A 22,587-nucleotide genomic window follows, 5' to 3' on the forward strand; every position below is an offset into this window, starting at 1 on the left:
CGAAGGACGAATCCGGCTGTGCGGGCGACCAGCGCTGTCCGTGGATCAAGGTGCTGGGGTGGCGTCGCCGGTGTGGAGGGGCTGCTGTTTTCGTCGCCTCCGATCGAAGGATGGATGTGGTCGCGGGGGCGGCGAGTCGGGTGTTTCCGGGTCCTGGACGTGCCGCTTCCCCGGTCGCCGTGATCGAAGGATGAGTCCGGCTGTGCGGGCGACCAGCGCCGTCCGTGGATCAAGGTGCTGGGGTGGCGTCGCCGGCGTGGAGGGGCTGCTGTTTTCGTCGTCTCCGAATCAAGGGGTGGATGTGGTCGCAAGGCGGCGAGGCGGGTCTTTTCGCGTCCTGGACGAGCCGCCTCGCCCGTCGCCGTGATCGAAGGACGAATCCGGCCGTGCGGGCGACCAGCACTGTCCGTGGATCAAGGCGCTAGGGCGACGTCCCCCTTGAGAAGCGTCAGACGGGCCGTGGGAGGTCACGTGCGCAGATGGGGTGACTCGGTCCGGCTGATGCGGAGGGGGCGCTGCCCGAACTGGCGGCGGCGGCAGCGGTGAAGGGCTCGCTGCATCGTGGGGGACCCGCGGCGCCTGCATGCGGGGTGGGGCACGTCCGTCTTGGGGGCATAGCGGCCGGTTCGTTTCGGCGTTGCCAGGGTTAGCCGGCCACGGCCCACCACGCCGTGGCTCCGGGCACGCATGGTCGAGCGCAATCCAGGTCGGTGTGACCAGATCGGCGCGACTGAACCGGGCGCCTCGCCAGACCGGGCACATGCCGGGCTGTGCGGTGCCGGGTCGTGTGCGACTGGGTCGGGCGAGTGCGTGGTCGAAGACGGCACAGCGCCCGGGCTGTGCGCGGTGCCGGGCGGTGTGCGACTGGGGCGAGGTCCGTGTGTGAGCGTCGGGCGAGTGCGTGGGCGGAGCGGGTGCATGGTCAGAACCGGCGCGGCGCCCGGGCTGTGCGCGGCGCCCGGGCTGTGCGCGGCGCCCGGGCTGTGTTCGAAGTGGGCCGGGCCGGGTTGTGTGACTGGGTCGGGGGCGTGTGTGGGCGTCGGGTGAGTGCGTGGTCGGGGTGGGGCGCGTGGTCAGAGCCGGCGCGGCGCCGGCCGAGCAAGGCTCGGACCGGCGCGCGGCGCGGCGGGGTGGGTCAGACGAGGCGGCGGATTTCGCCGTGGGCGCGGTAGAAGCCGCCGCGGGAGGCCTCGCGGATCTCGGGGACGACGTAGCGGGCGTGGGGCTCGCGGATGCCCTTGGGGAACTGGACCTGCCAGTCGTGGTGGTAGCCGGGGGAGACGACGCGGATGCGGAGGCGGCCGCCCTCCTCGAAGCACTCGACGATGATGCCGTCGCTGGGGTCGGTGGCGACCTCGACGGTGGTGGAAGGGGCGACGGCCTCCATGCGGGGGGCCTTGACGTCGACGTACTCGGGGACTACGCCCTGCTCGGCGGCGCGGACGGCCTGCTCGCTGGCGTCGATGCAGGCCAGGGAGCCGTCGGTGGTGACGATGTAGAGCCGCTCGTCGTGGTACTGCATCGAGTAGGCGCTGCCGCAGCCGGTGCCGAGCTTCCACAGGCGGGTGCCGTCGGCGGCGAAGCAATACACCGAGGAGCTGGAGTCGCCGGCGAAGACGTAGCGGCCGTCGGGGGCGGCGGCGCAGGAGTAGATGGTGTTGTCGCAGCGGTAGGTGACGGCGGTCTCGCCGCTCTTGGTGAAGGACAGGACCGAGTTGGAGGACATGCCGGCGTAGAGGGTGTCGCGCTCCTGCCAGCCGAAGAGGACGGCGCCGCGGGTGGGCTGGTTCCACAGCTCCTTTCCGGTGCGCCAGTCGTAGCTGGTGACGCCCTTGCTGTGGCCGTGGTGCACGGCGTTGTCGTCGCAGCGGACCATCCAGCCGCTGGTGCCGTTGCCCTGGCGGCGCCAGAGGAAGTCGTCCTCGTGGTCGATGCTGCAGATGCCGCCCTTGGCGTCGGCGACGCCGAGGACGCCGTCGTGGATGTCGAGCCAGTAGATGTCGATGTCGGGGGCGATGGAGTAGGCCAGGCGCGGGATCTTGCCGGAGAGGTCGTAGACGTTGCCGTCGTCGCAGCCGGCATAGAGCCAGTCGTCGTCGGCGACGATGCACTTCACGCCGTCGGGGAGCTTGAACTGGCGCTCGACCTGGGCGTCGTGGGTGAGGGTGGTGACGACGCCCGCCTCGTTGCCGACCATGCAGACGCGGTCGTCGACGAAGATGCCGAAGGCGGAGGAGCCCGACTTGTAGCGCCACAGGAGCGGGGCGGTCTTCGCGGTGGAGCGGGCGCTGACGATCACGCGGCGGGAGACGGAGCGCTTGGCGCGCTGGCCGGCGACGGCCGGGGCGTAGCCCTTGCGGGTCTTCTCGCCGATCTTCTTCGCGGCCTCGGCGGTAGCCTTGGCGTGGTCGGGGTAGGTCGTGGTCTTCAGGGTGCCGGGGTCGCCGATGCGGCCGTAACGGATCGACATCTCAGCGCCGTCGACGGTCACTTCGTAGAACTTGTGGGCGCTGCCGCTGTCCTCGGACAGCTCGAGATAGGTCGTCTGGGGCATCGGTCACGGCCTTTCGAATACGAACCAACGAGGGGCGCCGACAGCGTAGCGGCGACCACCGACAAAAATCGCAGGCGTGCGCGACCGGCCTGGTCGCGACGACCGCAAGGAAGGCGGCGCAGGAGTGACGGACCTCAGAGAAGCCCTGGACCGGCTGCTGGAGCCCGTCCCGCCGAAGCGGCTCGCCGAGTCGGTGCAGCGGCTCATCGCCGACTACCGCAGCGGCCGCCCCGCCGACGAGCCGCTGATCCGCAACATGGTCGACGCCACCGCGTACGCCGCCTACAGAATGCCGGCCACCCACGCCGCCGTAGGGGCCGTGCTGGAACAGCTCGGGCAGAGCGTCAGCCCGCGCAGCATCCTCGACGTCGGCGGTGGCTCGGGCGCCGCGACCTGGGCGGCGCTCGAGCAGTATCCGGAGATCCAGGAGATGACCGTCCTCGACCAGGTGCCGGAGGCGCTGAAGCTCGGCCAGCGCATGCTCCCGCAGGCCGGCTGGCAGGAGTGGCACCTCGGGGAGCCCTTGTCCACTGTGGACATGGTGCTGGTGTCGTACGTGCTGGGCGAGCTCACCGAGGACGCCCAGGTCCAACTCGTCGAGGCGGCCGGCGCCGCGGCGAACCAGGCCGTGGTCATCGTCGAGCCGGGCACCCCCCTCGGGTACCGGCGGATCCTCGAGGCAAGGGACCGCCTCATCGCCGGAGGCTGGACCGTCGCCGCCCCCTGCCCGCACCAGCAGGCGTGCGGGATGACGGGCAAGGACTGGTGCCACTTCACGGCCCGGATCAACCGCTCCGCCCTGCACCGCCGCCTCAAGGCCGCCGAGCTGGGCTACGAAGACGAGAAGTTCTCCTACGTGGCCGTCACGAAAGGCGCCCGCCAGCCACCGGGGCGGGTGGTGCGGCACCCCACGTTCCGCAAGGGGCTGGTCACGCTGCAGGTCTGCAACCCGGACACCACCGTCGGCCCGACGCTCGTCTCGAAGCGCGAGGGTCAGCGGTACAAGCAGGCCCGGGACGTCGAGTGGGGCGACGAATGGCCCGCACCGGAAGGCTGACCAGCGAGGTAGCCGCCCCGAAATGTCCTCATAACCGGATGCGCACGGTGGCGGCCGCAGCATGTGATCGCCGTGACGGTCGCGGGCGCGCTCGTGCTGCCCGTGCTCGGTCTGCTCGGTAACGCCACCGGTATCAGGATGCTCGCCAAGCTGCAGGCGGCGCTGGACCGCTGGACCCAGCTGCCGGCACGGCGGAGGACGGCGAACGGGCCCGGCCGATCGTGGTGATCGGCCGGGCCCGTCGTCAGGCGGTCAGCGTCAGGTCTGGTCCGCAGCGAAGGAGGCGACCCAGGACAGCGACGAGTTCCAGTTGATGGTCAGCTCGTTCGTCGACCACGACTTGATGTCGTCGATGTAGCACAGCTGCGGCTTGCAGTCCTTCAGCGCCGCCGAGGCGACCTCGTCCTGCAGCGAGGAGTTCGGTCCACCGGCGAGCGTGCCGCGCGGCGGGTTGGGCAGCTTCGGGTCGAGCTGGTTGGCGTACCAGCGGCTGTGCTGGTTCTTCGACGCCTTCTCGCCGTAGCCGGTCACGTAGGACTGGTTGAGCGCGTTGCGGCCGAAGATGTAGTCCATGCCGGACAGGACGCCGTCGCGGTACTTCGCCTCTCCGGTCAGGTCGTACGCGGTGCCGACGACCGCCAGGTTGTTGAGCATCTGGCTGTTGGACGCCCAGTCGTAGCCGCCGTTGGGCGCGTAGGCCTGGCCGTACGCCTGCGAGGTGAGCGTGGCGAGGTGCTTGTCGGCACCGGCGACGACGCTGGCCTTCACACGCTCCCGGTCGGGCAGCTTGTTGTCGACCGTGGCCAGGTCGAGCCGGCCGAGGGCGCCGACGGCGCGCCAGTCGAACGCGTTGGCGAAGACGTCGTTCTTGTGCACCGGCGACGCGGTCACGAAGTCGGCGAACTTCTTGTCGCCGGTGGTGATGTAGAGCTCCGCCGCCGCCCAGTAGAACTCGTCGTCGACGTCTCCGTCACCGTACGCGCCACCGCCGACGGAGTCGGAGTCCGGCGCGTAGACCTTCGGGTTCGCCTCCGCCGCCGCGAACGCGGCGCGGGCCGAGGCCAGCAGCTTCTCGGCGTAGGCCGGGTCGTACGCCTTGAACACCCGGGCGCCCTGAGCGGCCGCGGCGGCCAGGTTCAGGGTCGCGGCGGTCGACGGCGGCTTGAGCACCCGCGGCTGCGTGTCGGCGGCCGGGTCGGTCGGCAGCCCGGTCCAGGCGACGTCCTGGACCTTGTGGTGCGCCATGCCGGCGAGCTTCTGCCCGGCCGGGACCTGCATCTTCATCAGGAAGTCGAGCTCCCAGCGGGCCTCGTTGAGCACGTCTGGGGTCTTGCCGCCGGACTCCGGCTGGCGCAGGGTGCGCGCCTGAGCCGCCTTCGGGGAGCGCTCGTAGGAGCTCATCAGCTGCGCGACCGAGATGCCGCCGTTGACGACGTACTTGCCGTGGTCGCCGGCGTCGTACCAGCCGCCGGTCACGTCGAGGGTGTAGTCGCAGGAGCCGGGCGCGCACGGCACCTTGGTGTCGCCGCCGTTCGGCGACTCCGCGACGTGCCCCGCGGCGCGGCCGTAGCCGGGCGCGATCTTGTCGTCGATGGCGATGCCGCTGCGCTGCGGGTAGTAGAACGACATGGCGTCGATCGCGAGCTGGCGGTAGGCCTTCGGGTCCAGGTCGAAGGGCAGGCTCGCCTTGCCGTCGACCTCGAGGGTGTACGTGCTGCCGCTGCCCTTGTAGGAGCTGAAGTCGACGGTGTGGGTGTTCTGGCCGGAGCTGGGGTCCATGCCGTGCGGGGTGGTCTCGCCGGAGGCGACGACGGCGCCGGCCTTGTCCTTGAGCTGCCACGGCAGCGGGTCGGTCGCGTCGCTGATGACGGTGGCGTGCTTCGGGCCGTCGGGCAGGTAACCGACCTGGTTGACCCGCACCGGTGTGTCCGGGATGTGGTCCGGCGTCGCGGGGAACGCGTAGGCTGCGTCGCCCCCGCGGGATCCGACGCCCGGCAGGCGGCCGTCCTTGGAGGCGAACGCGATCGGCAGGGCGACGGCGGGGACCGCCACGATCGCCGCGATGGCGGCGAGTTTGGCCTTGTTGGACAGGTTCGGCAGGCGCACCGGCTCTCCTTCTCGGTCGGGTTGCACCACACCCGCCACCCGCTCCTCCAGGGGGAGAAATGGGGTGATCGGCGGCGTGTCCGGGCGAACCTACCGAGCGAAATGCCGGTCGAATAGGGCAAAACATCCACCATGTGACCCAGGCCACTCGGCACTGCGGCGGTTGGCACATCAGCTCCTCCAAACGCATGAGACCTTCTGTGCATCCGCCCAGCTCAATGACTCTACAACTGGTGTATACAACGTAGGTATACACATGGTGTACAGTCACCGGCATGTCCATCGGTCAAGCGTTTCTGGGGCTGCTCGAGTCCCAGCCCCGCCACGGTTACGACCTGAAGCGGGCCTACGACGAGCGGTTCGGCAGCGACCGGCCCCTCGCCTACGGGCAGGTCTACTCGACCCTGTCCCGGCTGCTGAAGCACGGCCTGGTCACCGTCGACAGCGTCGAGCCCGGCGAGGGCCCCGACCGCAAGCGCTACGCGATCACCCCGGCCGGCGTCGCGGACGTCGAGCAGTGGCTCGCCTCCCCGGAGAAGCCCGAGCCGTACCTGCAGAACACCCTCTACACGAAGGTCATCCTCGCGCTGCTGACCGGCCGCCCCGCCGCCGAACTGCTGGACACGCAGCGGACCGAGCACCTGCGCCTCATGCGCGAGCTGACCCGCCGCAAGACCGGCGGCGACCTCGCCGACCAGCTGATCTGCGACCACGCCCTGTTCCACCTCGAGGCCGACCTGCGCTGGCTGGAGCTCACCGCCGCCCGCCTCGACGACCTGGCCCGGAAGGTGCGTGCCTGATGCTCTCCGCTGTGTCCTTGACGAAGTCGTTCGGATCCACACAAGCCTTGTCGGGCGCCTCCATGTCGATCGCGGCCGGCGAGGTCGTCGCCGTGATGGGGCCGTCCGGCTCCGGCAAGTCGACCCTGCTGCACTGCCTCGCCGGGATCGTCCGCCCGGACGGCGGGCAGGTCCTCTACCGCGACCGCGAGCTGTCCGCGATGTCCGACGCGCAGCGCAGCGCGCTACGGCGCGGCGAGTTCGGCTTCGTGTTCCAGTTCGGCCAGCTGGTCCCGGAGCTCACCTGCCTGGAGAACGTGGCGCTGCCGCTGCGCCTGTCCGGGCACCGGCGCAAGGACGCCCAGCGACGCGCCGCCGAGTGGCTGGAGCGCCTGGAGATCACCGACGTGGCCGGCAAGCGGCCCGGCGAGGTGTCCGGCGGCCAGGGACAGCGCGTCGCCGTGGCCCGGGCCCTCGTCACCGGCGCGCGGGTCGTCTTCGCCGACGAGCCGACCGGTGCCCTGGACTCGCTCAACGGCGAGCGGGTCATGCGCCTGTTCACCGAGGCCGCCCGCGACACCGGCGCCGCCGTGGTGCTCGTGACGCACGAGGCCCGGGTCGCCGCCTACGCCGACCGCGAGATCGTGGTCCGCGACGGCAAGGCCCTCGACCTGGCGAGGCAGGCATGACCGCTGTGCATGGCGGGGCGTCCTCCGGTGCGACGGGGGTGGCGCTCGGCGGGGCGGGGCGGCACGCGCCGGAGGGCGGTCCCGTGCGGGCCGGCCGGCTGCGGCGCTGGGCGACGGAGATCGGCCTCGGGATCCGGCTCGCGCTCAGCGGCGGCCGGGAGGGCCTGCTGCGCACCGCGCTCACCGCCGTCGGCGTCGGCCTCGGTGTCGCGGTGCTGCTGCTGTCGGTGTCCATCCCGACGATGCTCGACGCGCGCAGCGACCGCACCGCCGCCCGCGACGACGACCGGTACGGTGGCGAAGAACTGCCGGCCGGGGACACGACCGTGCTGACGTTGAACCTCTCCACCTCCTTCCACGGCAAGAACGTCCGCGGCCGGCTCGTGCGCGCCGACGGCGCCCACCCGGTGCTGCCGCCCGGCGTGCACGCGATGCCGGCGCCCGGCACGATGCTCGTGTCGCCGGCGCTGCGGGACCTCCTGGCCTCCTCCGACGGCGCACTGCTGCGCGACCGGATGCCCGGCACCGTGGCGGGCACGATCGGCAAGGCCGGCCTCTCCGGCCCCAACGAGTTGGTGTTCTACGCCGTGCGCGGCGACCTGGCGTTCGGCCAGCCGCAGGTCCAGCGCATCGACTCGTACGGCAGCCGCAGCGTCCACGAGCCGCTCGACCCGTTCCTGCTCATGCTGGTCGTCGTCATCTTCGTGGTGCTGCTCATGCCGGTGGCGATGTTCGTCGCCGCCGCCACCCGGTTCGGTGGCGAGCAGCGCGACCGGAGGCTCGCCGCCGTCCGGCTCGTGGGCGCCGACGGTGCCATGATCCGCCGCATCGCCGGCGGGGAGGCGGTGATCAGCGCCACCCTCGGCCTGCTCGCCGGCGGCGTCTTCTTCCTCGTCGGCCGGCAGTTCGTCGAGGCGTTCGAGGTGGCAAGCCTCAGCGTGTACAGCTCCGACGTGCGCCCGCCGCTGCCGCTGCTCGCGCTGCTCGTCGTGGCCGTGCCGGCCGCCGCGCTGGCGATGACCCTGGTGGCGATGCGCCGGGTGGTCGTCGAGCCGCTCGGCGTCGTGCGCCGCGCCACCTCCCGCACCCACCGGCGCCTGTGGTGGCGGGTGCTCGTCCCGCTCGCCGGTGCCGGCCTGCTCGCGCCGCTGACCGGCAGGCACGGCGAGTTCAACCCGTGGCAGGCCGTCGGCGGGGTGTCGTTGCTGCTGCTCGGGGTGGCGCTGCTGCTGCCGTGGGTGTTCGACCGGCTGGTCGGCCGCCTCGGCGCCGGTGGTGGCGTGTCGTGGCAGATGGCGGTGCGCCGCCTGCAACTGTCCGGCGGCAGCTCCGTGCGGGCCGTCGGCGCCATCGCGGTCGCGGCGGCCGGGACGATCGCGCTGCAGATGCTGTTCGCCGCCGCCGAGGCCGAATTCACGATCAACACCGGGCAGGACCCGACCCGGGCGCAGGCGGTCACGGTGCTCACCGTGTCCCCGCTCGCGACGGTCGAGGACGTCGCCGGCGTCGACGCGAAGCTGCGGGCCTCGGGAGTGACGTCGGTCCGCACGTACCGGAGGGACATCGCGACCATCGGTGACGACGACTTCGTCCAGGTCCGTGTCGGCGACTGCGACGTGCTGCGGGAGATAGCCGTGCTGGACCGCTGCACCGACGGCGACGTGTTCGTGCTGGACCGTCCCGACCTCATCGGGCGGACCGTGCGCATGGGCGAACCGTCCGCCACGCCGCAAGGTCCACAGTGGACCGTGCCGGCGGCGGCGCACCGGGCGAAGACCCGCAAGGACCCGTGGGGCCAGGACGTCGAGGGCATCCTCGTCACGCCCGCGGCCGCGCCGGCCGCCCGCGCGGAGCCCACCTTCGAGTCCTACGTCCACCTGGACCAGGCCGCCGGCCAGGCCGCCGAGGAGCGGCTGCGCAACGCGGCGATGGCCATCAGCCCGACCATGGACGTGTCGATCCTGCGCTCGAAGGTGCGCGACAGCACGTTCACGAGCATCCGCCGCGGCCTCTTCGCCGGCGCGGCCGTCACCCTGCTGCTCGTCGGGCTGAGCCTGCTCGTCGGCACGATCGAGCAGCTGCGCGAGCGGCGGCGCACCCTGGCCGCGCTGGTGGCCTTCGGCGCCCGCCGATCCACGCTCGGCTGGTCGGTCCTCTGGCAGACCCTGGTCCCGGTCGTGCTGGGCCTGCTGCTGGCGACCGGCCTCGGCCTCGGCCTCGGCGCCATGCTCCTGGCCACCGTCGACGTGCCCTTCCACGCCGACGTGACCGGCATCGCGATCGTGTGCGGCATCGCCGGCGGAGTGGTCCTCCTCGTCACCACGGCGTCCTTGCCCGCGCTGTGGCGTCTCATGCGGCCCGACGGGCTGCGCTTCGAGTAGCGGGTTTTTCTGTCGTACCCCGGGGCTACCGTGTCGGTCATGGAGCTGCGGGAGTGGTGGGGCCTCATCGAGTCGGCGCGGTCGTCCTGTCGGACGGACGACCGCGACCCGCCGGGCGATCCGGTGCCAGGGGCGGTGCTGGACTTGGTCGCGGCCCTGCCACCCGCCTCGATCGTCGCGTTCGGTCGGCGCTTCTCGGCCGTGTTCGACTCGGCGTATCTCGCCCCGCTGTGGGCTGCGGCCTACCTCATCGAGGGCGGCTGCGGCGACGACGGCTTCATGGACTTCCGCGCCGGCCTGATGCTGCAGGGCCGGTCCGCGTTCGACCGCGCCGTCGCCGACCCCGACACCCTCGCCGACCTGCCAGTGGTCCAGCGCATGGGCACCACCGGCGAGGGCTGGCTCGGCTGCGAGGCGATGCTGTATGTGGCCCGCACGGCGTACACCCGCAGCACCGGCTCACCGTCCGGCTACGACGAGGCCTTAGCCACCCCGGCCGCGGCCCGCCCGTCACCGGCCCGCGGCGAGCGGTGGGACGTCGACGACGACGCACAGATGCGGCTGCACCTGCCCCGGCTGGCCGCCCTGTTCCTTTCCTGATAGCGGAGGATGCTCGGGCGCGGACGACGTGCGGCGCCGACGCGGTTGCGTGTGCCCTGTTGGCGGCGCTGCTCTTCTACTGACTGCGGCGACCACTGGGGATGGGCCGCCGCAGGGAATGCTGGGAGCGGGGCGCTGGGAATGGGCGCTGAGAGCGGAGCTGCTGGGTCGGGTGCTGTTGGCGCTGCGCATGTGCGGTTGCGCCTGCGCCTGCGCCTGCTGGCTGTCCCGTTTCTGCCTTGTTCGCGGCGGGCGGGCGCTCAGGCATGGACGATGTGCTGCGCAGATGCGGTCGGGTGTTCCTTGGTTGGTGGCGTTGTTCTTCCCTCGGCCGCCGGGAGCGCTGGAAGCGGGTCGCTGGGAACGGGGAGCTGGGCGGGCCGGGGCCACCGGCGATGCGCACATGCGGCTGCATCTGCCGTGCTGGCTGGCTCGTTCGTGCCCTGATCGAGGCTGGTGCTCGGGGTGTCGTCGGCGATGTGCAGTTGCGGCTGCGTGTGCCTTGCTTGGCGGCGTTGTTCTTCTCCTGACTGCGGGGAACGCTGGGAGCTGGGGCGCTAGACGATCTATTCCAAGGGGTACGGGACAGCGAAAAGGTGCGAGGGCCTCCAACATCGACGCTGCGAAGCAACGATGACCTGGAGGCCACGTGTACGTCGATCTGGACACCCTCGCCACCGCACTCTACGTGAAGATCGACGACGAATTGAAGGCGTCACCCCAGCTCAACCCGTACCGGCCGAAGACCGGCATCACCCCGCAGATCACCGACGCCGAACTGATCACCGTCGCCGTCCTGCAGGTCCTCCTCGGCCACCACAAAGAGAACCGCTGGCTCCGGGCCGCCCGTAAAGCCGTCGGGCATCTCTTCCCATACCTGCCCAAACAACCCGGATACAACAAACGCCTCCGAGCCCTGGTCACCCAGCTCGCGCACTGCATCGCCGTCCTCGCCGCCGACACCGACCTGTGGCAGCACCCGATCCGTATCGCCGACTCCACCCCCGTGCGGTGCGGCACCTCCCGCGAGACCGTCAGACGTTCCGACCTCGCCGGCTGGGCCGGCTACGGCTACTGCGCCTCGCACTCCCGCCTGTTCTGGGGACTGCGCCTGCACCTCGTCACCACCATCCACGGCCTGCCCGTCGCGTTCGCCCTCACCAACCCCAAGACCGACGAACGTGACGTCCTCATCGACCTGGTCTCGTTGCAGCCGAACATGTTCCACCACCCCGACGGACTGATCCTGATCGTGGACAAGGGCTACCGGGACCGCACCACCGAAACATGGCTCAACGACAACAACACCAACGTCGTCCGGCCCGCATACCGCACCGAACCACCACGCCCCGGCCGGACCCTCCTACGCGCGGTCCGGCAGAACATCGAGTCCGTCAACCAAACCCTCAAAGGCCAACTCGACCTCGAACGCCACGGCGGCCGGACGGCCGCCGGGGTCGCCGTCCGAATCCTGCAACGGGTCCTGGCCATGACCGCCGCCATCTGGCACAACTGGCACACCAGCCAGCCGATCATGCGATCCCTGACCGCCTACGGCCACTAACCCTTGGAATAGATCGTCTAGGAGCGGGGAGCGGGGCGCTGGGAACGCGGGAGGCTGGTGGGGCCGGGGGAGACGACGATGTGCAGAAGCGGCTGGACCTACCCTCGCTGGCGGCCTTGTTCCTTCTTCGATCGCGGCGGGCGCTCCGGTCCAGTCGGCGCCGCGCACATGCGGCTGCGGGTCGCGGTTGGCGTTGCTCCTCCCCTGACTGCCGGGAGCGCTGGGAGCTGGCGGCCTTGTTCCTTCGCTGATGGCGGCCGGCATCCGGGTGTCGACGACGTGTTGCGCAGATGGGGTTGTGGGCCGTGGGTGGCGGCGTTGTTCCTCGTGTGGGCGTGGTCGTGCATCATCAGCCGATGGCGGAAGGTGAGCTGCTGCTCGAGGTGGGCATCGAGCCCGAGTGCAACCAGATCAGGCTGTCCGTGACCGGTGGAGACGGCAGCGTGCCGGAGTGGGGGGACGGACCGGGTGCGGCGGTGTCCGGGCCGGGCGTGATCCTGGTGGAGACCTGGGCTGACGAGCGCGGGCCGGTGACCGTCCGCGTGTACGACGGGCGGCCCGGGCTCGACGGGTGGAGCCTGGTGCGCACGGGCCGGCTCGAGGTCGGGCCGGCCGGGCTTGACGCCGGTATGGCGGTCAGCGCTGTTGACCACTGGATTCCGGTTCCCGAAGGTCCGGTGGAGGTCGAGGTGTGGGTCCGCGATCCGGTCGAGCCGGGCGAGGTCACGTTCGTCCTGACGCGCTGACGACCTTCTGCGGGGCGTCCGGAGTTCGCATACGCTGCTGGCATGGCGGGGTTCGAGGATGCTGCGCGGGGTGTGCTGGACGAGGGGCGGTACGTGGTGCTGGGCACCGCGGACGCGGATGGGAAGCCCTGGGTGTCGCCCGTTTTCTACACGATGAGCGGGTATCGGGAGCTCGTCTGGATATCGTCGCCGGAGACGCTGCACTCGCGGAACCTGGCGGTGCGGCCCGAGGTGAGCATGGTGGTGTTCGACTCGCGGGTGGAGGTGGGCGGGGCGTTCGCCGTGTACATGAGCGGGGTGGCGGCGGAGGTCACGGGGGAGGCCGTGGCGGAGGTCGCGGCGGCGTATGGTGCCGCGGCGCTGCCGAAGGGTGGGCGGCTGGTCAGGATCGAAGAGGTGACCGGCGACGGGGTCTACCGGATGTACCGGGCGACGATCCGCGAGCACTGGGTGCTCGACCCCGACAGCCGGCCCGACGGGCGGGCCGTCATCACACTGTAGAAGCGTTACGCCGCAAGGCGTCAGGCCGGGACGCGGGCGAGGATGTCGTCGACCGAGGCGGCCGGGTCGGTGATGGGGAACTGCACCTCGCGGATCACACCCGCCGCGTCGGCGAGCAGGGTGAGCCGCTTGAGGCGGTCGACGCCCGCGGCGCGGAAGGTCGGCAGGAGCAGGCCGGCGGTCAGCGTGAGGTCCTGGTCCGACAGCAGCGGGAACGGCAGGCGGGCGTGGGCGGCGAACGCGGCCAGCTGGTCGGGGCGCTGGGTGCTCACGCCGTGCACCGCGACACCCTTCGCCAGGAACGCCGGGTGGCGGTCGGCATAGGTCAGCGACTCCAGGGTGCAGCCGGGAGCACCGGGGATGTCGCTCCAGCCGGGCGGGTAGCCGTGGGTGCCCGGGGCGAAGGCGCCGGGGAAGCAGTACAGCACCATCCATGAGACCGGGGCGCCGAGGTCGACCGGGGTGCCGTCGTGTGCGGTGAGCGTGACGGCGGGCAGGCGGCGGCCGATCAGGGCGTGCACCCTGCGGGACTCGCCGGAACCGGAGCCGGAGCCGGAACCGGAACCGGAGGCGGAACCGGAGGCGGAACCGGAACCGGAACCGGAGGCGTCGTCGGCGGTCGCGGTCAGGGCGCCCGAGCCCATGACGTGCCGGGTGCCCCAGTCCTGCAGGGCGACCAGCACGGGCAGCAGCCCTTCGCCCTTCGCGGTGAGCAGGTAGTCGTAGCGCGGCGGGTGCGCCGAATACTGCCGCCGGTGCAGCACGCCGTGCTCGACGAGCCTGGCGAGGCGCTCGGTGAGGGCGCGGCGGCTCACGCCGAGGGCGCGCTGCAGCGCGTCGAAGCGGGTCGTGCCGCCGGCGATGTCGCGCACGATGAGGAACGTCCAGCCGTCGCCCATCACGCCGAGCGCCTGGCTTATGCCGCAGTCGGCGTCGGCGAGGGCAGCGCGGTCCATGCCTACCGACTATAGTGCGTTCCATTATGGAACTCACTGCGCAACGCAAGGAGACGCTGTTCTGGACCTGGTGGGCGGCCGGGACCACCAGCAGCGTCGGGTCGGCGGTCGGGGCGGTCGCGCTGCCGCTGACGGCGCTGACGGTGCTCGGCGCGGGGCCGTTCGAGATGGGGCTGATCGCGGCGGCCAGCTATGTCGCGTGGCTGGTCATCGGGCTGCCGGCGGGGGTGTTCGTGCAGCGGCTGCCGCTGCGCGGGGTGCAGGTCGGCGCGGACCTCGCCCGGGCCGCCGCGGTCGGGTCGGTGCCGCTCGCCTGGTGGTGGGGGTGGCTGAGCGTGCCGCAGCTGGTCGCGGTGGCGCTCGTCGTGAGCTTCGCCAACGTCATCTTCGACGTGGCCAACGCGACCTTCCTGCCGGAGATCGTCGAGCGGGAGCGGCTGCAGGCCCGCAACAGCCTCGTGTCGGCCACGCACGCCGCCACGCAGCTGGGTGGGCCCTCCGCCGGTGGGCTCTGCGTCCAGCTGCTCGGTCCCGTCGCCACGGTACTGGTGGACGCCGCCAGCTTCATCGTCTCCGCCGCGCTGCTGCGGACCCTGCCGGTTCGGGACGGCAGGGTCCGTGGTGACGCGGGCCCGGCCTGGGGGCTGATCCGGGAAGGATGGTGGTTCGTGGTCCGCCATCCGGTGATGGGCCCCGGCATGTGGACCGCGACCGCCGTCAACTTCGTCTGCGGGGCACAGCTGGCCGTGTACCCGCTGTACCTGGTGCGCGAGCTGCATGCCCCCGCCGGGCTGGTCGGCCTGCTGCTCGCCGCGGAGGGCGTCGGATCCCTCGTAGGCGCGGCGCTGACGGCGCGGATCACGGGCCGGCTCGGGTCGGCCAGGGCGCTGATCTGGGCCGGGTTCGGGGCGGTCGCCGGTGCGGCGCTCGTGCCGGCCGGCAGCGGGTGGCCGGCGTTCGTGGCGTTCGCCGCGGGCAACGTGCTCTTCGCCGGCGGCGTGGTCGTGCTGAGCGTCACGACCCGGACCTATCGCCAGATCGCCAGCCCGGCGGAGCTGCTGCCGCGGGTCGTGGCCACCGTCCGGTTCGTGTCCTGGGGCGCGATCCCCGTCGGCGGCCTCGTCGCGGGTGCCCTGGCCGGCGCGGTGGGCGGGCGCACGACGTTGTGGCTGTTCGCCGCGGCGACCCTGGCCGCACCGCTCGCGCTGGTCCTGTCGCCGGTCCGGCGGCTGCGCGACCTGACCGACTTCCAGCAGGTGCCCCGTGCCGGCGGCGAGCTCGTTCACAGCCCGGGCGGCGTCGATGTGGGGCGTGTGAAACGGGGTGGCGATGATCGGCGTGACGTGCGTGTAACGCGCTCTCCTTAGGCTGCCCGCAGCGTCACGGTCGACGCGACGGTGTCGGCCGGGCGGAGGGATGTGGTTGTGGGAGCACTCGGCACGCAGGTCAGGACGGTGTGTTCGTACTGTGGCGTCGGCTGCGGGGTGGTGCTGGACATCCAGACGGGGCCGGACGGCCGGCGGAGCGTGCTGAAGGCGGCCGGCGACAAGGAGCACCCGGCCAATCGCGGGCGGTTGTGCACCAAGGGGGCGACGAGCGCCGACATGCTCGCCGCACCCGGGCGGCTCGGCACGGCGAAGGTCCGCCGGGAGCGCGGCGCCGCGCCGCAGGACGCCGACCTCGACGCCACGATCACCGAGACCGCGCGGAAGCTGCGGGCGATCATCGACGAGCACGGGCCGGACGCGGTCGCGCTGTACGTGTCGGGGCAGCTGACCCTCGAGGCGCAGTACCTGGCGAACAAGCTGGCGAAGGGCTTCATCGGCACCAACCAGATCGAGTCGAACTCCCGGCTGTGCATGGCGAGCGCCGGCAGCGGCTACAAGCTGTCGCTGGGCTCGGACGGGCCGCCCGGCTCGTACGACGACCTCGACCACGCCGACGTGTTCCTCGTCATCGGCGCGAACATGGCCGACTGCCATCCGATCCTGTTCCTGCGGATGCTCGACCGCGTGAAGGCCGGCGCGAAGCTGATCGTGGTCGACCCGCGCCGCACCGCCACCGCCGAAAAGGCCGACCTGTTCCTGCAGGTCAACCCCGGCACCGACCTCGCGCTGCTGAACGGGCTGCTGCACCTGCTCGTCGAGGGCGGCCACGTCGACGAGGAGTTCGTCGCGGCGCACACGGAGGGCTGGGAAGCGATGCCCGCGTTCCTGGCGGACTACCCGCCGGCTCGGGTGTCCGAGATCACCGGCATCGCGGAAGCGTCCCTGCGAGAGGCCGCCGCGCTCATCGGTACCGCGGCGAATTGGGTGAGCTGCTGGACCATGGGACTCAACCAGTCCACGCACGGCACCTGGAACACGAATGCCCTGATCAACCTCCACCTCGCCACCGGAGCGATCTGCCGCACGGGCAGCGGGCCGCTGTCGCTCACCGGTCAGCCCAACGCCATGGGCGGCCGCGAGATGGGCTACATGGGCCCCGGCCTGCCCGGGCAGCGCTCGGTGCTCGCCGAGCAGGACCGCGCGTTCGCCGAGGACCAGTGGGGGCTGCCGCGCGGCACCATCCGCGCCGAGGTCGGCACCGGCACCGTCGACATGTTCCGGCGGATGGCCGACGGCGAGATCAAGGCCTGCTGGATCATCTGCACCAACCCCGTCGCGTCCGTCGGCAACCGCCGCACCGTCATCGAGGGGCTCGAGGCCGCCGAGCTGGTCATCACGCAGGACGTGTACGGCGACACCGAGACCAACGCGTACGCCGACGTGATCCTCCCCGCGACGATCTGGGGCGAGACCGACGGCATCATGATCAATTCCGAGCGGAACCTGACGCTCGTGCACCGCGCCGTGACCCCGCCCGGCGACGCCCTGCCCGACTGGCAGCTGATCGCTCGCATCGCGACGGAGCTGGGGTACGGCGCCGCGTTCGACTACGGCAGCGCCGAGGAGATCTTCGCCGAGCTGCGGGCGTTCTGGAACCCGGCCACCGGCTACGACCTGCGCGGCGTCAGCTACGACCGGCTCCGCGACGGCCCGGTGCAGTGGCCCGCGCCGCCCGGGGCGGGAGCCCGCAACCCGATCCGCTACCTCAACGACGGCGTCAGCCAGCACCTGTACGAGCGGCCCGACGGGTCGAGGCCGCGACTGGCGTTCGCGACGCCGAGCCGCCGGGCGGTGTTCTTCGCGCGGCCGCACCTGCCGGCGGCGGAGCTGCCCGACGACGACTACCCGTTCCTGCTCAACACGGGCCGCGTGCAGCACCAGTGGCACACGCTGACGAAGACCGGCCGGGTCGGCAGGCTCAACAAGCTCAACCCCGGCCCGTTCGTGGAGCTGAACCCGGCCGACGCGGCGCGCCTCGGGGTCGCCGACGGTGACCGGGTCGAGGTCGCGTCCCGCCGCGGCCGCGCGGTGCTGCCCGCCGTCGTGACGGACCGGGTGATGCCGGGCGGGTGCTTCGCGCCGTTCCACTGGAACGACCTGTTCGGCGAGTACCTCAGCGTCAACGCCGTCACGAACGACGCAGTCGACCCGATCTCGTTCCAGCCGGAGCTGAAGGTCTGCGCCGTCTCCCTGACCCGCGTGGTTGAGATGCCCGCGGCCGCTGATGAGCCGGGCCTGCGCGAACTGCTCGGACTGCCTGTCGCACCGCCACAACTCACCGAAGACGAGAAGCGGTATGTTGCCGGGTTCCTCGACGCACTCACCGCCGCTCCGCCGGACCACACCGCCGTCCCCGTCCTACCGGTGTCGGCGCCTCTCACGCCCGAGCACGCCCTTTGGGTGAACGGGCTGCTCGCCGGGCGGTACTCGCGGGTGCCCGCGACGGCACCCGCCGTGGTGGCGGTCGAGGAGGCGGCCGGGCCGGCGATCCAGGTGCTGTGGGCGTCGCAGACCGGCAATGCCGAGGACTTCGCCGGCGTCGTCGGCCGGCGGCTCGCCGACGCGGGCTGGCGGGCGAGCGTGCGCAGCATGGCCGACGTCGGCGTCGACACCCTGGCCGGGCCGGCGGATCTGCTCATCATCACCAGCACGTTCGGCGACGGGGACGCGCCCGACAACGGCGCCGCGTTCTGGCGGTCGCTCGGCGGGCCGGACACGCCGCGGCTCGACAACCGCCGGTACGCCGTGCTCGCGTTCGGCGACTCCAACTACGACGACTTCTGCGGCCACGGCCGGCGCCTCGACGCGCGGCTCAGCGAGCTCGGCGCGACCAGGCTCACCGCCCGCGTCGACTGCGAGCCGGACTACCAGCCGGCCGCCAGCGCCTGGCTCGACCAGGTCATCGCCGCGCTGCGGGCCACGCCGGCCCGAGGGGCGGCGCTGCCGGCACCGACCCGCAACCAGCCGGTGACGGCCCGGCTCACCGGCAACCGCCTGCTGAGCCTGCCCGGCTCGGCGAAGGAGGTGCGGCAGTTCACGTTCGAGGCCGCCGACGGCGTCCTGCCGTACGAGGCCGGCGACTCCCTCGGCGTCTGGCCCGTCAACTGCCCGGACCTGGTGGACGAGTGGCTGAAGGTGACGGGCCTGCGCGCCGACGAGCCGGTCGAGGTCGACCGGCACGGCACGCTGCCGCTCGCCGAGGCGCTGCACCGCCGCCTGGAGATCGCGAAGATCAGCCCGGACCTGCTGCGGTTCGTCGCCGAGCGCGGCACCGACCCGCACCTGAAGACCCTGCTGCGCCCCGACAACCAGGGCGAGCTGGCGAAGTGGGCGTGGGGGCGCCAGGCGATCGACGTCATCGCCGAGTGGCCCGTCGACGCGACCGCGCAGGAGTGGGCGGGCGTGCTGAAGCGGCTCCAGCCACGGCAGTACTCGATCTCCTCGACGCCGCTGCTCGACCCCTCCCGGGTCAGCCTCACGGTCTCGGTGATCCGCTTCGCGAACAGCCGCGGCCAGATCCGCAAGGGCGTCGCGTCGACGTTCCTCGCCGACCTGCCCGCCGACGGTGAGGTGCCGGTCTTCGTCCAGCGCTCCCCGCACTTCCGCCCACCCGTCGACCCCGCCACTCCCATGATCATGGTCGGCCCTGGCACCGGCGTCGCACCGTTCCTCGGCTTCCTCCACGAACGCCAGGCGCGCGGCGCCCGCGGCGCCAACTGGCTGTTCTTCGGCGAGCAGCGCCGCGGCACGGACTTCTACTACGCCGACGAGCTGCTCGCCCTGCGTGACGCCGGCGTCCTCACCCGTCTGGATCTCGCGTTCTCCCGCGACCAGCGCAACAAGGTGTACGTGCAGGACCGCATGCGCGAACACGGCGCCCAACTGTGGTCCTGGCTCCAGGACGGCGCCTCCTTCTACGTCTGCGGCGACGCCAGCCGCATGGCCAAGGACGTCGACCGGACGCTGCGCGAGATCGCCGTCGCCCACGGCCACCTCACCCCCGACGCCGCCGAGGCGTACGTCAAGCAGCTCAGCGCCGAGAAACGGTACGTGCGCGACGTCTACTAGGGTGTGCCGATGCGCAGACGGGTCGTGGGTGTGGTGCTGGCGTGCGGGCTGCTGGCGGGGTGTGGCGGGGAGCCGGTGAAGGTGCCCGCAGCCGCGTCGAAGGCGCCGGCGTCGGTGGCCGAGGAGCTCGCGGTCTTCGCCGGGGGCGGCATCGCGGTCCCGGCGGCGAAGCAGCTCCCGGCGAACGCGGCGATCGGCGGGCCTGACTACGCGGTGCGGTTCACCGAGGCCGGGACGGCGGATCACCTGGAGCCGGCGGTGGTGACGCAGTTCGCGAAGATGCAGTCGGCGACCGGCGTGCCGCGGGACGCGTCGGGCACGATCGCGGCCGGAGCGGGCAAGGAGTTCGTGTTCGCGCGGCTGGCGGCGGTGCCGGCGCGCAAGACCGAGCCGTCGCCGGAGGTGAAGGCGCGGCTGCGGGTCGGGGACAAGGCGCGGCCGGTGGAGGGGATGGTCACGGCGGACAGCGTGCTGGTCGCGCTCGTGCCGGCCGGTGCGCCGGTGACGCTCGTCGTCGCCGACGCCGGCAAGGAGGAGAGCGTCGACCTGCGCACCGGCACGGTCGGGCCGGGGGTCGCCGCCGCGTACCTGAAGCAGCGCCCCTACGGCGAGACGTCCTACAAGCTCGTCGGGCAGATCAGCGGCGAGCCGCACCAGACCTCCGTGGAGATGAAGGTGTCGGCGGCGGTCGAGCCGTACGACCACCGGCAGCAGGGCACGTGGGCGCCGGCCGGGCGGACGTGGCTGCGGATCTGGGTGGAGGCGAAGTTCACCGCGATCGGGGCGCTCGACGGCAGCGTCGACCTGCGGCAGAGCCTGCAGGTGTCCGCGGCCGGCAAGACGATCACCGTCGAGGCGGGCAGCGCCGGCGTCACCCGCGACTCCGTGCCGATCACCGGCTACACGATCAGCGACGAGGTGCGGATGGAGGTCGCGGAGGGGTCGGTGAAGGAGATCTCGTTCCGGTTCGAGCCGAAGGGCGCCATCACCCGCGACGGCAAGCCGGCCACGCTGAAGCTGACCGGCAGCACGCAGCAGAAGATCACGCTCAAATAGCGACGCGGGTCGGTGCACGGTCCGTCATCCACTCGGTGAGCTGCGCGGCGGACACGGGACGGGCGAAGTGGTAGCCCTGGGCCGAGCGGTACCCCAGTGACCGCAGCCGCTCGGCCTGCTCCGGCGTCTCGACGCCCTCCGCGACGGCGTGCAGCCGCAGCGCCTGCGCGAGCTGGATGACGGCGGCGGCGACGGGCGTGCGGCCTTCCCCTGACGGCAGCGGGGGCGCCTGGGTGAAGGAGCGGTCGAGCTTGACCTCGTCGACCGGGCAGTCGTGCAGTTGTCCTCGCCGTGCGGCGGAACGCGGCCGTGAGCAGCAGCGCGCCGACCGGGGTGGGCAGCCACAGCAGCACCGGCGGCCCCACCGGCCGCACCAGGTTGACCAGGAACCAGACCACGCAGGCGGCAAGGACCAGGCACGAGGCGCGCATCGGCCCGGACATGGCGCGCCACCGTCGCAGTGCGCCCATGCGGTCTCCTCGCCCCCTGCTGTCACCAGTGCGCCGCCATCATCGACCACCCGAATGCTGCCATGAGGCATTGCCGGATTTCAGCACGTTACGATTGACGTAATATCACGACGGTTGTAATTTGCTGGTCATGCCGCCTCTGCAGGAACCGACGTTTCTGGTGCTGACCGCGCTCACCGGCGAGCCCCTGCACGGCTACGGGATCCTGCAGCAGGTGACCGCCCTCTCCGGCGGCACGGTGGTGCTCGGCGCGGGCACGCTCTACGGTGCGCTGGACCGGCTGGCCGAGCAGGGCCTGGTCGCCGTCGAGCGCGAGGAGGCCGTCGACGGCCGGCTCCGCCGCTACTACCGGCTCACCGACGAGGGCGCGGCCCGGCTCGCCGCCGAGGTCGACCGCCTGCGCCGCAACGCCAACGCCGCCGCGGCGGGCCTCCGCCGCCGCGGCCGGCGGGCGGGACTCGCGTGATCACGGTTACGGGGTGAGGCGGCGGAGGACTGTCCACTGGGGTTCCGGCACGAAGCCGAGCGCCTCTTTCGGGCCCTGGGCGCCCTTGCCGCCGACGATGAGGGGGCGCTGCTGCTCGATGCCCCAGCGGATGAGGCGGGCCAGGTGGTCGAACCAGAGGCCGCTGCGCCGGTCGCCGCCGAGGGGGAGGGCGCCCCACGGACCCAGGATCGGGGCGACCGGATGGTCGAAGGTGACGGTCGCCGCGATGAGCCCGTTCGGGCCGGTGTAGCTGAGGGCGAGGACGCCCGGCTGCCGCAGGACGGTCTCGAACAGGGCCTGTGGCCAGACCCGCATCGGCGGCCAGCGCTGCGTGTGGTTGCGGCGGGCGGTGACGGTGCAGAGGCGGTGCATGGTGGCTGCGTCGATCCCGGCCTCGGCGGCCGGGCCGAAGGCGACGGTGAGCGACGGGTCGGCGTCGATGTTGCGGACCAGCCGCTGCTGGTCGACGCGCCTCGATTTGCGCAGGGTTCGCAGGTACGCGTCGTAGTCGGTGAACGTGTTGCGTAGCAGCAGCGCCGGCGCGCCGGCTCGCACGACCGAGACGCCGTGCAGGAGGTGTGGTAGCTCGCGCCGGTAGATGTGGCGGTACATGACGGCTTGGAGGCGCCTGCCGTACCGCTGCCGCAGCGACTCCTCGAGGGTCCTGACCGCGGCCGGGAAGAGGTCCGGCGCCGGCCCGCCGCTGGGGTGCAGCGTGCCGGGCAGCCCGCCGGCCAGGGCGATCCCGGGGAGCGCGCCGATGAGCATGCTCTCGACGTCGGCGACGGCGAGCCCGAGGCCGGGGATCCTGCGCAGGCGCAGCGTGACGAGCCCGGCGACCTTGCCGCCGTCGCGGAGCGCGCCGGTGAGGAACGGGCCGCGCCGGGTCGACGCCAGCGTCCGCATGACCGGCCAGTCCAGCACCGAGTGCAGCTCGGCGTCGCGGACCGCGGGCCCCCACCACGGCGGCGTGGCGGTGCCGGTCGGATCGAGAAGATCCAATACCAGTTCTTCGATGAAGATGATGTTCCGCCAAGATCCGCGGCCGGTCAACAATCCGAACGGAACGCTTCCCTTCGGTAACCGCTTCCGTCAATACCTTTGCAGGTTGATGGGGGGACGGAAAGATCTTCGGTCGACGAGATGGGGATCAATGTATGTACTCGGCTTGAGTCAACACCACGA

The 22,587-nt window shown here is 71.9% G+C and carries 18 protein-coding genes; 13 read left to right on the forward strand and 5 right to left on the reverse strand.

Going from position 1 to position 22,587, the window contains the following annotated elements:
- Positions 1 to 1,135 precede the first annotated feature (1,135 nt).
- Positions 1,136 to 2,554, reverse strand: a complete 1,419-nt coding sequence (locus tag ACFY3L_RS19190) for a WGR domain-containing protein (RefSeq protein ID WP_389325246.1) — start codon at positions 2,552 to 2,554, stop codon at positions 1,136 to 1,138.
- Between the two features lie 124 nt (positions 2,555 to 2,678).
- Here ACFY3L_RS19190 and ACFY3L_RS19195 point away from each other — a divergent pair, with 124 nt between their 5' ends.
- Positions 2,679 to 3,611, forward strand: coding sequence for a small ribosomal subunit Rsm22 family protein (locus ACFY3L_RS19195; RefSeq protein WP_389325249.1), 933 nt, complete (start codon positions 2,679 to 2,681; stop codon positions 3,609 to 3,611).
- 72 nt (positions 3,612 to 3,683) lie between these two features.
- A complete protein-coding gene (locus ACFY3L_RS19200; protein WP_389325252.1) occupies positions 3,684 to 3,839 on the forward strand; it encodes a hypothetical protein in 156 nt (51 codons plus the stop codon).
- Between the two features lie 30 nt (positions 3,840 to 3,869).
- Here the strand turns inward: ACFY3L_RS19200 and ACFY3L_RS19205 are convergent, their stop codons facing one another.
- The gene (locus tag ACFY3L_RS19205; RefSeq protein WP_389325255.1) at positions 3,870 to 5,717 is read right to left on the reverse strand and encodes a glycoside hydrolase family 9 protein; all 1,848 of its coding nucleotides are present in this window, start codon (positions 5,715 to 5,717) and stop codon (positions 3,870 to 3,872) included.
- A 275-nt stretch (positions 5,718 to 5,992) separates the two neighbouring features.
- Between ACFY3L_RS19205 and ACFY3L_RS19210 the strand changes: the two genes are divergently transcribed.
- From ACFY3L_RS19210 to ACFY3L_RS19240, 7 genes are all read left to right on the forward strand, one after another.
- Positions 5,993 to 6,517 (forward strand): PadR family transcriptional regulator, encoded by a 525-nt coding sequence (locus ACFY3L_RS19210; RefSeq protein WP_389325258.1) that lies wholly within the window; start codon positions 5,993 to 5,995, stop codon positions 6,515 to 6,517.
- Entirely contained in the window at positions 6,517 to 7,185 is a 669-nt protein-coding gene (locus tag ACFY3L_RS19215) for an ABC transporter ATP-binding protein (protein WP_389325261.1), read from the forward strand. Before ACFY3L_RS19210 ends, ACFY3L_RS19215 begins: the two co-directional genes overlap by 1 nt.
- The gene (locus ACFY3L_RS19220) at positions 7,182 to 9,566 is read left to right on the forward strand and encodes an FtsX-like permease family protein (RefSeq protein ID WP_389325264.1); all 2,385 of its coding nucleotides are present in this window, start codon (positions 7,182 to 7,184) and stop codon (positions 9,564 to 9,566) included. The genes ACFY3L_RS19215 and ACFY3L_RS19220 overlap by 4 nt, the downstream gene beginning before the upstream one ends.
- 39 nt (positions 9,567 to 9,605) lie before the next feature.
- The gene (locus ACFY3L_RS19225) at positions 9,606 to 10,166 is read left to right on the forward strand and encodes a DUF4240 domain-containing protein (protein WP_389325267.1); all 561 of its coding nucleotides are present in this window, start codon (positions 9,606 to 9,608) and stop codon (positions 10,164 to 10,166) included.
- 649 nt (positions 10,167 to 10,815) lie between these two features.
- Positions 10,816 to 11,730, forward strand: a complete 915-nt coding sequence (locus ACFY3L_RS19230) for an IS982 family transposase (protein ID WP_389325269.1) — start codon at positions 10,816 to 10,818, stop codon at positions 11,728 to 11,730.
- A gap of 329 nt (positions 11,731 to 12,059) precedes the next feature.
- The gene (locus tag ACFY3L_RS19235) at positions 12,060 to 12,476 is read left to right on the forward strand and encodes a hypothetical protein (protein WP_389325271.1); all 417 of its coding nucleotides are present in this window, start codon (positions 12,060 to 12,062) and stop codon (positions 12,474 to 12,476) included.
- A gap of 42 nt (positions 12,477 to 12,518) precedes the next feature.
- Complete coding sequence (locus tag ACFY3L_RS19240; protein ID WP_389325274.1) at positions 12,519 to 12,977, forward strand: pyridoxamine 5'-phosphate oxidase family protein; 459 nt, start codon at positions 12,519 to 12,521, stop codon at positions 12,975 to 12,977.
- A gap of 20 nt (positions 12,978 to 12,997) precedes the next feature.
- On the opposite strand, the gene ACFY3L_RS19245 is transcribed toward ACFY3L_RS19240, so the two are convergent.
- Positions 12,998 to 13,933, reverse strand: a complete 936-nt coding sequence (locus ACFY3L_RS19245; RefSeq protein WP_389325277.1) for a winged helix-turn-helix transcriptional regulator — start codon at positions 13,931 to 13,933, stop codon at positions 12,998 to 13,000.
- Positions 13,934 to 13,959: 26 nt separating this feature from the next.
- Here ACFY3L_RS19245 and ACFY3L_RS19250 point away from each other — a divergent pair, with 26 nt between their 5' ends.
- From ACFY3L_RS19250 to ACFY3L_RS19260, 3 genes are all read left to right on the forward strand, one after another.
- The gene (locus ACFY3L_RS19250; protein ID WP_389325280.1) at positions 13,960 to 15,300 is read left to right on the forward strand and encodes an MFS transporter; all 1,341 of its coding nucleotides are present in this window, start codon (positions 13,960 to 13,962) and stop codon (positions 15,298 to 15,300) included.
- Positions 15,301 to 15,387: 87 nt separating this feature from the next.
- Positions 15,388 to 19,389 (forward strand): molybdopterin-dependent oxidoreductase, encoded by a 4,002-nt coding sequence (locus tag ACFY3L_RS19255; RefSeq protein WP_389325284.1) that lies wholly within the window; start codon positions 15,388 to 15,390, stop codon positions 19,387 to 19,389.
- Between the two features lie 9 nt (positions 19,390 to 19,398).
- Entirely contained in the window at positions 19,399 to 20,445 is a 1,047-nt protein-coding gene (locus ACFY3L_RS19260) for a hypothetical protein (RefSeq protein ID WP_389325287.1), read from the forward strand.
- On the opposite strand, the gene ACFY3L_RS19265 is transcribed toward ACFY3L_RS19260, so the two are convergent.
- On the reverse strand, positions 20,438 to 20,854 hold the full coding sequence (locus tag ACFY3L_RS19265) for an EAL domain-containing protein (RefSeq protein ID WP_389325290.1): 417 nt from the start codon (positions 20,852 to 20,854) through the stop codon (positions 20,438 to 20,440). The two genes, ACFY3L_RS19260 and ACFY3L_RS19265, sit on opposite strands and share 8 nt — an antisense overlap.
- Positions 20,855 to 21,045: 191 nt before the next feature.
- On the opposite strand from ACFY3L_RS19265, the gene ACFY3L_RS19270 reads away from it, so the two are divergent.
- Positions 21,046 to 21,381 carry a PadR family transcriptional regulator gene (locus ACFY3L_RS19270; RefSeq protein WP_389325293.1) on the forward strand — a complete coding sequence of 112 codons (336 nt, stop codon included), beginning with the start codon at positions 21,046 to 21,048 and terminating at the stop codon, positions 21,379 to 21,381.
- A gap of 6 nt (positions 21,382 to 21,387) precedes the next feature.
- Here the strand turns inward: ACFY3L_RS19270 and ACFY3L_RS19275 are convergent, their stop codons facing one another.
- Complete coding sequence (locus ACFY3L_RS19275; protein ID WP_389325296.1) at positions 21,388 to 22,404, reverse strand: hypothetical protein; 1,017 nt, start codon at positions 22,402 to 22,404, stop codon at positions 21,388 to 21,390.
- Positions 22,405 to 22,587 lie beyond the last annotated feature (183 nt).

This window comes from Dactylosporangium sp. NPDC000521 (genome assembly GCF_042898305.1).
In the GTDB taxonomy this organism is placed as follows: domain Bacteria; phylum Actinomycetota; class Actinomycetes; order Mycobacteriales; family Micromonosporaceae; genus Dactylosporangium.